10 protein-coding genes are annotated in these 13161 nt (G+C 66.6%); 3 read left to right on the forward strand and 7 right to left on the reverse strand.

The genetic code is table 11. The annotated features are described in order from the left end of the window. Positions 1-26 precede the first annotated feature (26 nt). On the forward strand, positions 27-665 hold the full coding sequence (locus VX037_RS08260) for a response regulator transcription factor (protein WP_328713852.1): 639 nt from the start codon (positions 27-29) through the stop codon (positions 663-665). Then, positions 649-1941, forward strand: coding sequence for a sensor histidine kinase (locus VX037_RS08265; protein ID WP_328713854.1), 1293 nt, complete (start codon positions 649-651; stop codon positions 1939-1941). The genes VX037_RS08260 and VX037_RS08265 overlap by 17 nt, the downstream gene beginning before the upstream one ends. Here VX037_RS08265 and VX037_RS08270 read toward each other — a convergent pair. The 3 genes from VX037_RS08270 to VX037_RS08280 all read right to left on the reverse strand — a co-directional run bounded on the left by VX037_RS08270 (position 1932) and on the right by VX037_RS08280 (position 5330). After that, positions 1932-2360 carry a MerR family transcriptional regulator gene (locus VX037_RS08270; protein ID WP_266062966.1) on the reverse strand — a complete coding sequence of 143 codons (429 nt, stop codon included), beginning with the start codon at positions 2358-2360 and terminating at the stop codon, positions 1932-1934. The two genes, VX037_RS08265 and VX037_RS08270, sit on opposite strands and share 10 nt — an antisense overlap. Before the next feature lie 4 nt (positions 2361-2364). Further along, entirely contained in the window at positions 2365-3870 is a 1506-nt protein-coding gene (locus VX037_RS08275) for a SulP family inorganic anion transporter (protein ID WP_266062967.1), read from the reverse strand. Positions 3871-4457: 587 nt separating this feature from the next. Continuing rightward, a complete protein-coding gene (locus VX037_RS08280; protein ID WP_235726350.1) occupies positions 4458-5330 on the reverse strand; it encodes a LysR family transcriptional regulator in 873 nt (290 codons plus the stop codon). 95 nt (positions 5331-5425) lie between these two features. Between VX037_RS08280 and VX037_RS08285 the strand changes: the two genes are divergently transcribed. Continuing rightward, entirely contained in the window at positions 5426-6625 is a 1200-nt protein-coding gene (locus tag VX037_RS08285; protein ID WP_266062968.1) for an MFS transporter, read from the forward strand. 7 nt (positions 6626-6632) lie between these two features. Here the strand turns inward: VX037_RS08285 and VX037_RS08290 are convergent, their stop codons facing one another. From VX037_RS08290 to VX037_RS08305, 4 genes are all read right to left on the reverse strand, one after another. After that, a complete protein-coding gene (locus tag VX037_RS08290; protein WP_328713855.1) occupies positions 6633-8312 on the reverse strand; it encodes an HNH endonuclease signature motif containing protein in 1680 nt (559 codons plus the stop codon). A 103-nt stretch (positions 8313-8415) separates the two neighbouring features. Then, positions 8416-9840, reverse strand: a complete 1425-nt coding sequence (locus VX037_RS08295; RefSeq protein ID WP_235721404.1) for a phytoene desaturase family protein — start codon at positions 9838-9840, stop codon at positions 8416-8418. After that, positions 9837-11678, reverse strand: coding sequence for a DUF3556 domain-containing protein (locus tag VX037_RS08300; RefSeq protein WP_328713857.1), 1842 nt, complete (start codon positions 11676-11678; stop codon positions 9837-9839). The genes VX037_RS08295 and VX037_RS08300 overlap by 4 nt, the downstream gene beginning before the upstream one ends. A 1-nt stretch (position 11679) precedes the next feature. After that, complete coding sequence (locus VX037_RS08305; RefSeq protein WP_235721406.1) at positions 11680-13155, reverse strand: class I adenylate-forming enzyme family protein; 1476 nt, start codon at positions 13153-13155, stop codon at positions 11680-11682. Between the last annotated feature and the right edge of the window lie 6 nt (positions 13156-13161).

A 13161-nucleotide genomic window follows, 5' to 3' on the forward strand; every position in this document is an offset into this window, starting at 1 on the left:
AGGGCTTCGGCGCATATCCTGAGCCGATGGATCGGCTGGTGACCGCGGTGGTGATCGACGACCACCCGTTCTTCCGGGATGGAGTCTCGCGTGGGCTCACCCAGAGTGGGCGGGTGCGCGTCATCGGGGAGGCGGCCGACGGTGCGAGTGGGTTGGACCTCATCCGCCGCGAGCAGCCCGACGTTGCGGTCGTGGACTATCAGATGCCCGGGGTCACCGGAGTGGATGTGGCTCACGCGGTGACTCGCGACGGCCTGCGCACCCGAGTGCTGTTGTTGTCAGCGGTGACCGACGGCCCGATCGTGTTCACCGCCCTCGAGGAGGGCGCCTGCGGGTACCTGTCGAAGGATGCCGACCGCGACGAGATCGTGGGCGCGGTGACCCGGGTCGCGAACGGCGAGACGGTGGTTCCGCCGCAGCTCGCGGCCGGTCTGGTGGGCGAGATACGGTTGCGGTCGCAGCCCGACGTGCCTGCGCTCTCCGAGCGGGAACGTCAGGTGCTCGACGGTTTCGCCCGCGGCAAGTCGATCCCGCAGGTCGCCGCGGAGCTCTACATCGGTGCGGCGACGATTAAGACCCACACGCAGCGCCTGTACGAGAAGTTGGGGGTCTCCGATCGCGCTGCCGCGGTCGCCGAGGCGATGCGCCGTGGCCTCCTCGAGTAGCCCGCCACCGCGCCTCGGCCTCGCCGAGCTCGCCGAGGAGCAGCGAATCGACACGATCCTGGTCGCGCATGCGCTGCAGGGCATCCGGATTCAGGTGCTGCTGCGGTTGCTGCTCACGATCTTCGTGGTGCTGTCGGTGACGGTGGAGCCGCCGATCTATTCGACAACGCTCTGCATCGCACTGGCCGCGGCCTACGCCGGATGGTGCGCGTTGGGTGCCATCCTGGCGCCACGGGTCGGTCTGCTCGCTATCCGGTTTTCCTGGCTGATCCTGCTCGTCGACCTGTGTGCGCTCGTCGCGGTCACCGCGGTGGCCAGTGGTTCGGATCAGATCAGTTGGACTGCAGACGTTCTGGTGACCGGTTTCGCGATCGTGCCGATGATCGCGGCGATCAGCATGCGTCCACTGGTGTGCGCGGCGGTGGTGATCCCCACGGTGGTGGTCTATTTCGCGGCTCAGGTGATCGCCCGCATCCCCAACGGGCGGCCATGGTCGGTAATCGCGCTCGAGACCCTCGTGATCGTCGTTCTCGCGTTGGGCGCGGTGCTGCTGTCGCGGCTGCAGCGCTCCCGGGTGGAGACCATCGGATCGCTCGCCGCGCAACGTCGTCGGCTACTCGACGACGTGATGCAGATCGAACAGCGTGAGCGTCGCGACCTTGCCGAACATCTGCACGACGGCGCGTTGCAGTACGTGCTGGGGGCACGTCAGGAGCTGGCTTCGCTCGGCGAGGGCCCGTACGACGCCGAGAGCATAGCGCGGATCGACGGGGCACTGCGATCCGCTGCGCAGCTGCTGCGGTCCACCCTGGGCGAACTGCACCCGGCCGTGCTGGATCAGGCCGGCCTCGCCGTGGCGCTGGCGGATCTCGCGCGCTCGGTCGAGCAGCGCTCCACACTCACGATCGCCGTCGACGCTGTCGGATGGCCGGACGACCTCCGCTCACCAGCCGACCCGCTTCTGTTCGCCACCGCGCGTGAGCTCCTCACCAATGTCGTGAAGCATGCCGGGGCGACGAGGGTGGACCTCACCGTCGAGATCGATGACGGACGCGGGCGGCTCGTGGTGCTCGACGACGGTGTCGGCATCGACGAGGCCGCACTGTCGGATCGCGTGGCCGGCGGACACATCGGGCTGGCGTCGCGACGGGTGCGGCTGGGAGGCCAGGGCGGGTCGTTGACCGTGCGGCGGCATCCCGACGGCGGCACGGTGGCGATCGCCGAGGTACCGATGAGCGAGGTACCGATGGGTGGGCTACACCTCGGTCATGAGTGAGCGCCCGCCCGAGCCGCGAGTTGCTCGGTGAGTTCCTCGGCGTAGGCCAACTGCCGCGCCAGCTTTCGGCACGATTCCTGTGCCCGTTGATGGAATTCGGCGAGTTCGGCACCGGCGGCTGCCTTGCCGTCGGCGGACGCTTCCGGGTCGTCGAGGACCGCTTCGGCATCGAGCAATCGGCGCATGTCGTCGAGACTGAACCCGGCAGGCTTCATCCGGCGGATCACCAATAGTCGGTCGATGTCGCCGGGCGTGTAGAGCCGGAAGCCGCCCGCCGACCGTGCCGACGGGACGACGAGTCCCACCTCGTCGTAGTGCCGGATCGTCTTGATGGACAGTTCGGTGCGATGGGCCACCTCCCCGATCTGGAGCAGATCGTCGGCGGCCGCCGGCGTGTCCGGTTTCTCGGTCCCCGTCATGGTGTCAGTGTGCCCCGGACAGATGACCACTGAGCCGTTCGTGACGCTGCGCGCTGCTGTCGTTGAGGCCCACGATCGTCGCCGTCTTGCCCTTCGCCGCGTACTTGGTGGTGATGGCGTCGAGGGTGGCGACGGTGGAGGCGTCCCAGATGTGGGAGTCGCTCATGTCGATGACGACGTTGCGCGGGTCGCCGACGTAGTCGAACTGATAGACCAGGTCGTTGCTGGAGGCGAAGAACAATTCGCCGCGTACTGCGTAGACGCGTGTGTCGTCGTCAGGGTGCGCGACGTCGACGACCTCGGTCAGATGCGCGACCCGGCGGGCGAACAGCACCATCGCGGTGATCACGCCGACGATCACACCGTAGGCCAGGTTGTGGGTCACCACAGTCACCACCACGGTCGCGAGCATCACGGTGATCTCACTCTTGGGCATGCGGCGCAACGTCTTCGGGTTGATGCTGTGCCAGTCGAAGGTGCCCACCGACACCATGATCATCACCGCGACGAGCGCCGCCATCGGGATCAGCGCCACCACATCCCCGAGGCCGACGACCAGGATCAGCAGGAACACACCGGCCAGGAAGGTCGAGATGCGCGTGCGTGCGCCGGAGGACTTCACGTTGATCATCGTCTGGCCGATCATCGCGCACCCGCCCATGCCGCCGAAGAATCCGGTGACGATGTTGGCCACACCCTGCCCGACGGCTTCCCGGGACTTGTCGGAGTGGGTGTCGGTGATGTCGTCGACGAACTTCGCCGTCATCAACGATTCCAGCAGTCCGACCAGCGCCATGGTGAACGCGTACGGCGCGATGATGGTGAGGGTGTCCCACGTGAACGGGACATCGGGGATGAGCCAGGCGGGCAGGCTGTCAGGCAGTTCGCCTTCGTCGCCGACGTTGGGGACCGAGAGACTGGCGGCGATGGTGACCGCGGTGAGCAGCACGATCGCCACCAGCGGCGCCGGGATCACCGTGGTCATCCGCGGCATGAACACGATGATGGCGATGCCGATGGCGACCATCGGATACACCAGCCACGGCACCCCGATCAGGTGCGGCAGCTGCGCACTGAAGATGAGGATGGCCAAGGCGTTGACGAAGCCGACCATGACGCTGCGCGGGATGAACCGCATCAGCTTGGCCACGCCGAGCCCGCCGAGCAGCATCTGGAAGACGCCGGCGAGGATCACCGCGGCGATCAGGTAGTCGAGGCCATGGCTGTCCACGAGCGGCGCCACGACCAGCGCCACCGCGCCGGTCGCCGCCGAGATCATCGCGGGTCGGCCGCCGACGATGGCGATGGTGACCGCCATGGTGAACGACGCGAACAGGCCCACCCGGGGGTCGACGCCGGCGATGATGGAGAACGAGATGGCCTCCGGGATCAGCGCGAGTGCGACGACGAGTCCGGCGAGCACCTCGGTGCGCAGTCGGCGCGGGGACCGCAGTGCGGCCAGGACCGACTGCTCCTGCTGGGGCGAGACCACAGTGGTGGTCGACGACATGGACGTCTCCTTCGGCCGCGCACGGCGGCACACGGTGATCGCGTCACCTGACGATGCTGGGCACCGACCGCACCGTTGCGGTCGGCGAGAAAGATGCCGGCGGGCAGACCGCCGGACGCAGCTCGGAACTCTACCCTTCGGGGAGGGTAGAGTTGCAAATCCCCGGCCCCGCTGTGGTGCGAAACACCCGGTGCGCGCCCGCCACAGTCCCCTGCCGCCGATCGAGTAGCCCGAGGCGCCAACCGAAGCCGCCCCTTCTCGCTGATCCAATAACCCCAGGCGCCAGCCGAGGCTCACCCTTCTCGCTGATCGAGTAGCCCGAGGCGCTAGCCGAGGCTCACCCTTCTCGCTGATCGAGTAGCCCGAGGCGCTAGCCGAGGGCGTATCGAGATCCCCCCGCACCTCACGGCCCACCGATCGGTGGCCATCACCTCCACCACCGGATCCCCCGGTCGGCGGACCTTGCGAACGCCAGGTCACGGCAAAGTTCTCGGTGTCACCATCGTCGGCTTCGATCAGTGGCGAGTCCCCGCTGCGCGCCGGCCCGCGGCAGTGAAAGCGCCGGTCGGCGCTTGGTTCGTCCGCGCTCAGTCGGCGCGCGCTCGGTCGACCACGAAGTCCCGGAATCGGTCCGCCGCATCCGGCAACGGTCTCGGACGAAACCACGTCAGCCCGATCTCGCGAGACTCGTCGGCCAGCGGGATCAGCTCCACGCCCGGTCGGAGCGCAGTGTCATCGACGGGCACCACCCCGATCCCCAAACCGGCACCCACCAGACCCGTGATGGTGGTCAGTTCGGCGGATTCGAAGGCGATGGTCGGCGCGATATCGGCTGCGGCACAGAGCTCGTCGACGATGCGCCGCATCCCGTATCCGCGCTGCATCACGATGAACTCCTCGTCGGCGGCCTCGGCGAGCCCGATGACCGAACGCCCGGCGAAGCGATGGCCCCGCGGAACCACCAGGGCGAGATTCTGCTGTGCTATCGCGAGCCATGCCATGTCGGTACGCATCGGCCGGGGTGAAACGATCGCGAGATCCGCCTCGCCACGGGCCACGTGATCGACCACCGTGGCCGCCGCATCCTGGGTGAGGGTGAACCGGGCCCCGGGATTGGCGTCTCGGAAACCCTTGATCAGATCGGGGACCAGCGCAACGCCGAAGGAATGCAGAAAGGCCAAGCGGATCGGTCCCTGCGCGGGCCGAGTCATGTCCTCGATCTCCCGTCGCGCGGTGTCGAGTTGGACCCGGGCGCGCCGGGAGCGCTCGAGGTAGACGCGCCCGAAGCGGTTGAGGACGAGTCGCCGTCCGTGCCGATCGAACAGCGGAACTCCGAGGTCGAGCTCGAGGCGCGCGACGAAACGAGACAGCGTCGGCTGCGAAACGTGAACCTGTTCGCCGGCCGCAGTCAGGTTCTCCGCCTCTGCGATGGCGATAAACCAGTCCAGTTCATCGTGCATCAGACTCAATCTACCTGCAATTATTCCCATCTGCATAAGAGACTGGCACATGCTTCATTTTGCGCATCTGCGATGTGGTGCTTGCCTGAGTAGCGATGACGACCACAGCCTCTACAGCCGCGAGGACCGGATACACCCCGGGCACACCCGGGTATCGCCGTGCCACCATCGCGTTGTTCGCCGCCGGCATGACGACATTCATGGCGCTCTACTATGTGCAGGCCCTATTGCCGCAGTTGTCGGATCATTTCGGTGTCTCCCCCACCTCCGCGGCATTGTCGGTATCGCTGACGACCGGTTTCCTGGCCGTCGCGATCATCCCGGCCAGCGTCTTGTCGGAGCGCTTCGGTCGGGTGCGCATCATGGCGATCTCCGCGCTGGCCGCATCGATCGTCGGCATCCTGCTGCCGTGGGCGCCGACCATTGAACTGCTGTTGGTCGGCCGCGGACTCCAGGGCGTGCTGTGCGCTGGGGTGCCGGCAGTGGCGATGGCCTACCTCGCCGAGGAGATCGACGGCGGGTCGCTCGGCACCGCAATGGGTCGCTACATCGCCGGAACCACCATCGGCGGCTTGACCGGTCGCCTGATCCCGGGCTTCGCCGTCGACGTGGTGACATGGCAGTGGGCCCTAGAGATCGCCTGCCTGGTGTCGCTGGCCTTCGCCATCATCTTCTGGCGGACCGTCCCGGCGTCGCAGTTCTTTGCCCCGCAACGTATCTCACCGGCCACCACGATCGGTAACCTGCTCGGCCATCTGCGCAACCCGGGACTGCTCCCACTGTTCCTCCTCGGTTTCGTGCTGATGGGCGGATTCGTCACCGTCTACAACTTTTTGGGCTACCGCCTGCTGCGTGGCCCCTTCGGGCTCAGCGAGGCAGTGGTCGCAACCGTGTTCGTGATGTACCTGGCGGGCACCTTCTCCGCGACGATCGCAGGCCGGTTCGCCGACCGATGGGGACGACGGCCGGTACTGATCGCCGCGGTGTCGAGCATGCTGGTCGGTCTCGGCCTGACCGTGCCCGACAATCTCCCAATCGTGCTGGTCGGCATGTTCGTGTTCACCGCGGCCTTCTTCGCCGCGCACTCGGTGGCCAGCAGCTGGGTGTCGGCGCGCGCCACCGATCACCGTGCCGAGGCATCGTCGCTCTACCTGTTCCACTACTACCTCGGGAGTTCGGTGGTGGGTGCGCTGGGCGGGCTGGCGTTCTCCGCGTTCGGATGGGTGGGTGTAGCCACATACGTCGCGGTGCTGGTGGCGGCGGGTCTGGGCCTGGCCGTATTCGGGCAGGAATGACCCCCGATCAGTACGGTGGTGGGTTCTGTGTGTTCCAGCGTTCCATGGCGCGGGTGTCGGCGCGCTCTACCGATTTCGCGCGTTGGCCGCGGAGGGTGTCGATGCGTTGTCGGGCGGGGTCATCGGGTGGTCGGGTGCTGCGGGTGAGCGAGGTGAACAGGTCGCGGCCGGTGAACGCGTTGCCCAGGTAGGTGTGGCCGGTCGGTGATTGGAAGAACACCGTGCCCAGTGGGTCTTGGTAGTCGCGCCACCCGGTGGCGAAGGTTTTGATGCGGTGGTGAAAACGGCACAGCGGCTTAAGGTTTCGTGCATCGGTGGCGCCACCCTCGGCGTGTGGGACCGAATGGTCGACATCGGCGTGATAGGCGCGGTTGTTGCAGCCGGGAAAGCTGCAACACAGCTCGCCGGCCCGGATGAGGTCGGCGAGTTTTTTCGACGGCGCGTAGCGGTCGGTTTGTGCGAGGTTGGTGGTGTCGGGTGTGACGTAGCAGCGTTTGGCCTCGGCCAACAATGCGCGGGCGGTGTCGGCATCGATGACACCGTGCCCGTCGAGGAAGGCCGGATCATCATCGTGACCGAGCAGGGTGCTCAGGTTGACCACGATGTGAAACGTTGGACGCGGCGCACAGTCCGACGTGACGGTCTCGGCGCCGGCACCGTTCTCGGCATCGGTAACAGCCTCGCCCTGCTTGTCGCGGACCTCGGCCGCACCATTCACGTTGGTGTCAGACGCGGTCACGTCGGAGGCGTCGGTGCCGGTGGCGTCGCTGCCGGTGTCGGGTGATGCGTCGGGTCCGTCGCGTTCCTCGCCGGCGGCGCTGTCATCGTCGGCGCCGGCGGTGGTGGTGCAGACTTCGCACCGGCAGTCCAGACGGGCGGCACCATCGGCCAAAGCGACCAACGCGTCGGCGCGGCGTTGAGCGGCGGTGCGTGGATCGTCGGGATGCACCGAGGCGGCCATCGCTTGGAGTCGGGCATCGATGGCCGCGGCCTGCTCGGCGGGCAACACACCCCCGATACGCGATTGGCCCGGGGTGTGGCGGTCGGGGCGCACACTGATGTTGCGGTCGGTGTCGACCTGCTCACGGCGACGCCGCACCGCGGCCGGATCGATCTTCGCGATGATCTTGTCGATCATCGTGGTGAACCGGGTCATCGACATCGGTTCGCGTGACTCGATGGCCGCAGCGATCTCGGTATCCAACACGGCGAACTTCGCGGGATCGGCCAACACGGTGCGCCGTACCACCACCAGAAACCGCGGTAGGTCGATCCGTCCGGCGACGAGGGTGGCGCCGGTGAACGGCAACTGATGCCGTAACACGCTGCCGGCCTCGATCAACTCCCGCGCCCGGGCCGGGGGCACCGTCAACGCCGCACCGACCTCGGCGATCGCCATCTCCAACCCGGTCGGCCCGTACTGGGCGCGGGGATCCTCCCCGGCCGCCGCACGCTTGGCCAAACGTTCCAAAGTGGCCAGCGACGTCGACTGCTCACCCAACGCCGCCGCCAACCGCACCAGATGGTCCTGTTCACGTTCATCATGAATCAGGCTGACCGCCTGCAACATCCGATAATCGGCGGCCGCGCGCACCGCGTTGCAATGATGAAGCACCTCGACCAACTCGGTAGCGCAATGCCGCTCATCATCGGCCATCTGGGCCAACGCCGGCGCGCTCGAAGTCATGACACCAAACTAACCGCACCCACCGACAACATTCGTCGACGCAGGTCAGACACCGGAAAGGACTGCGAGGAAGGCTTGGCCGGATGACGGCCGAACACGGCAGTCACATCCGGGCCAGCACCGCCTGTGCAGCGTGGAAGCCACCCATTCCGTGCACGCCCGCCCCCGGTGGTGTCGCCGACGAGCACAGGACGACTCCGCGAACGCCTAGAGCGTACGGGTTCGTCGTCATCCGCGGCCGAAAGGCGATCTGCCGGGCGGTGTTCGCACCGGCGCTGATGTCGCCGCCGACGTAGTTGGCGTTGTACTTCTCCAGCGCTGCCGGACCACGAGTCGACGTCGCGATGATCCGCTCCCGGAACCCCGGCGCGAAGCGCTCGATCTGGCCGATGATGGCCTCCGTCGCATCGCCGGCATAGCCATGCGGAACGTGCGCATACGCATAGATAGGATTGATCGAGCCGTTGGATCGGCTGCTGTCAGCGATGTACTGCTGACCCACCAGCACGAAGGGGCGCTTCGACATTCGGCCGCGGACCGTGTCGCGTTCTGCCGCCACGATCTCGCGAGCGGTCCCACCGAGATGGAGCGTGCCCGCCCGGGCGCAGTCACCGTTGGTCCACGGGATGTGACCGTCGATCGCGATGTCGACCTTGAACGCGGCCGGGCCGTATCGGTAACGGCCCACTGCCCGCCGAACCCGATCGGGCATCTCATCACCGACGATCCGCGCCGCGGCGTGCGGGGACGTGTCGAGCACGACCGCATCGGGTCGCCGGCCGGTCAGGTCACGCAACTGGTCCAGCGAGGTGACCCGGATGCCGGTGATCACCTTGCCGCCCAGCGCCGCCAGCTCCGCGAGCAGTGCATCGGTGATGCGTTCGCTCCCACCCTCGGCGACGGGCCAGCCGACGGCGTGCGCGGCGGCGGTCAGCATCAGGCCCACCGAACTGCTGAGCGGGGTGTCGAGCCGGCCGAACGCATGCGCGGCGACACCGGTGAACAGTGCCCGCGCCGGATCGTCGGTGAACCGGCAGGCTGTCCACGTCGCGGGTTGCACCGCATGTAATCCGAACCGCCCGAGCGTGACCGGATGTCGCGGAAGGTGCGCCAGAGGCCGGAACACCTCCCCGATCAGCTCGTCGAAGTGTGTCGTCGCGCCCGAGAAGAGCCGGTCCCAGGAGCGGGCATCTACCCCGAGTGAACGTGCGGTCTCCGCGCGATCCCGCGTGGCGAGGCCTGCGTGTCCGTTGTCGAGCGGATGGGCCAGATCGAACTCCGGCCAACGCCAACGCAATCCGTGCCGCTCCAGATTCAACGACCTGAAGAACGGTGACGCGACGCCGGTCGGGTGGAAGGCGGCACAGTCGTCGTGCAGTACTCCGGGGACGGTCGGTTCGCTGGTCCGCGTACCACCGCCGGGACGGTCATGCGCCTCGAACACCGTGACGTCGACGCCGGCCTGAGCCAGCCGGATGCCGGCAGCGAGCCCATTGGGTCCGCTGCCGACGACGACTGCGTTCGTCATGCCACCGCACCCTTGCCGTGGGTCAGGGTTTCCTGTCGGCAGAAGCCGTCTGCCGTCCACGTAACCTGAAGCCGCACCGGACCGTTCGGCAGCCACGGCTGTTCCTTCACGCAATCGCTCACATTCCAGGTACCGCGTTCCACGACGCCGAGTGCGGCGTCTATGACGCGATACTCCTGCGCCGGATTGCTCCACGGTGTGGCCGGCGACTCGCAGTAGGCGACCACAAGGTCGCCGGGCGCGAGGTTCAGACGCCGCTGGATCGCCGCGATGAGCCGTTCGTCGTGCAGGTGTCCGTCGCCGAAGTTCCAGCCCAGGATGGTGTTGCACATGAACTCGCCTTCCCGGGTCGTCCGCGTGTCGATGTCCTCGAGGTGCTCGTAGAGGACCGACAACAAGCCGCGTCCCTGGCTGTGCATCGAGCGCCAGGCGACGGCCTTCTGCAGAGTCATTTCCGCGTCGTGCCGCTCATACGGTGTGGGAAGCATCCGCTGCAGCTGGTCGATCTGGTTCTCTACCAGGGGGAGTTCGTTGAGCCGCTCTTCCACACCCGGCTTCATCGACCAGATCGCCGACGCCCAGTTGCCCGCGTACTGCCGCATCGACGGAAGGAACGAGACGAGGTCGGGCCGCAGGTTGCCGAGCACCGGACCGAAGCAGAGGATCGCGAAGACCGGTATCAGCAGCCAGGGCTGCGAGAAGTTCCAGATGTTGTAGACCGAGGCGTCGAACCCGACCCACAGCACCAGGGCGATATAGCCGAAGTACACATTCCATTCCAGCGGCACCGCTAGCGGGAAGGTCGAGGTGATGTAGATGTGGAATGCCACGATGATCACCGCGCCGATGACCGCGATCGTGGTGTTGGTGGTAAGCAGCAGGACCAGCGGAATCGCGATCTCGACGGTGGTACCGGCGATGTGGGCCATGAACCAGGCAACCTTGCTGGGCCGGATGTCGTCGGGGCTGTCGCGGTAGAAGAGCCGCTTGACGAAGCGGAACTGTCCCGGACTGTTTGAGACCATCGGTGGCACGACGTTGATGAAGTGCTCGCCGAGCTTGGAGACCCCTGCTCCGATCCAGACGACACAGATGATGATCTTGAAGACCACGACCAGATCCACGAAGTTGGCCGCGTCCGCCCCATCTCCGAGGACCATCGCCCCGAAGATGGCGGAGAACAACATTATCGGCAGATACTGCTCAGAGCGAGCCGCCAGGAAGACGACCTTGTCGCGCAATCCCATCAACGTCATGGTGACCAGGATCGGGATGAACGCCACCGGCGGCACCAGCTCCTGCGGACCCGTGCCGGCCGGTAGGAACTGCACCGGCTGCGCGGTGACCACCAACGGATAGACCAGGCTCGCCACGACTGCGAGGAACAGGACGACATCGATGACGGTGCGGGTGTCGCCGCCGGTGCCGGGCACGTGCCGTCCCCACGGCGCCATCCGAACGGTGCCGGGCCGAATCCAGTACCGGACATTTCCCAGCATGGGGGTGAAGTGGCCGCACAGCGGGCCGAAAGCACCTGCGAGCCCTAGCACCTCCAGGAGCATCAACCAGACGGCGAGCTTCTGGTAGACGACGATGTTGTCGAACCAGCTCGCCGGGTCGGTGAAGTGCACGTACTGCGTGGTCCACGCGGTGATCGCCAGCCCGACAGCGAAGTACAGTCCCAGCATCTTCGCGATGTACACGACGTGCAGGACGCGTGGCGTACCGAACCCGTCGTCGACCCAGTGGGTACTCAGAATCCTCATGCGGTCGCGCAGCGGAAGTCGCACGAAATCCGAGGGTTCCATCGGCTGTGGAGAAGGTTTGATGAACCCCATGTCAAACTCCTTGCTGTGCGGGCTTTTGGGCAAGGCCGGCCCGCAGCCCGGGCTTGTCGATCTTGCCGACCGGGTTCTTGGGTAAGGCGCCCGTGATGGTTATCGAGACCGGCACCTTGATCTTGGTCAGATGCTGTGTGCACATGTCGCGAAGTTCGGTCTCGGTGACCGATCGCTCCGGGTGGAGCGCGACGTAGGCGACGGGGACCTCGCCATAGATCGGGTGCGGCGCACCCACAACGGCCGCCTCCAGCACAGCTGGATGGCCGTACAGAACGGATTCGATCTCTTTGGGGTACACGTTTTCCCCGCCTCGGATGATCATGTCCTTGATCCGGTCGACCAACCGGAGGTAGCCATCGTCGTCCAGGATCCCGACGTCGCCGGTGTGCAGCCATCCGTCACCGAGTGCGTCCACGGTGGCATCGGGCCTATTGCGGTACCCCTGCATCACGTTGGGCCCCTTGATCACAACCTCACCACGCCGCCCGGAGGGCAGTAGAGAGCCGTCGTTGTCCATGATGGCCACCACCTGGCCGGGCAAGGCCGTACCGACGGTGCCGGCTTTACGTGGTCCGTCGACGGGGTTCGCCGTCGACGCGCAGGTGCCCTCGGTGAGGCCATAGCCTTCGATCAGCGGGAAGCCGAACCGCTGTTCGGTTGCGCGGAGCAGTTCTTCGGACGCCGGTGCCGCCCCGCAGATCGCGAACCGTACCGAGGAAGTGTCGGCGGCGACGTCAGACGGCAGTGCGACGAGGTGTGCGTAAATCGTCGGTACCGCGGAGAAGAAGGTCGGCCGGAGGCGTTCGATCGCACCGAGAAACTCCACCGGATGGAATCTGGCGAGAACCGACAGCTGCGCACCGGCGATCATAGTGGCCAGGTAGCTGACGCAGATCGCGTTGACGTGAAACAGCGGCAGCACCAGCAGGCAATGGTCGTCCTCGGTGAGCCGCAGAGCCTCCACCATCGAGCCGGCCATCGCGGCGATGTTGCGGTGGGTGAGTTCGACACCTTTGGGACGGCCCGTCGATCCGCTTGTGTAGACCAGCAACGCCAGGTCGCCGACAGCGGTGACCGGGGCCGGCACGGACCTCGTCGGGGCTGTCCGCAGATCGTCGACGAGCACGCTCCATCGACCACCATCGGGCGCACCCGCGCTGGCGCGTACCACGAGTGCCGCATCCGCATCGGCGATCTGATAGGTCGCCTCCGATGCGGTGAACACCGGATTGACCGGCGTCGCAGCAGCACCGAGACGCCATGCGGCGGCGAGGCACACGAGCAATTCGACGCGGTTCGGCAACATCACTGCCACCACCGAGCCTGGACCGACACCATGATCCGCGAACTGTTCGGCGGCACCGTCGACCCGCTCGGCGAACTGCGCATAGGTCAATTCGGTGTGGCCGTCGCGAACGCACGGTCGGTCGGACTGCTCGGCGGGACGGTGCCAGGGCAGATAGTGCAGTTCCATCGTCGT

This window comes from Gordonia sp. Z-3 (assembly GCF_036233855.1).
Classification (GTDB): Bacteria; Actinomycetota; Actinomycetes; order Mycobacteriales; family Mycobacteriaceae; genus Gordonia; species Gordonia tangerina.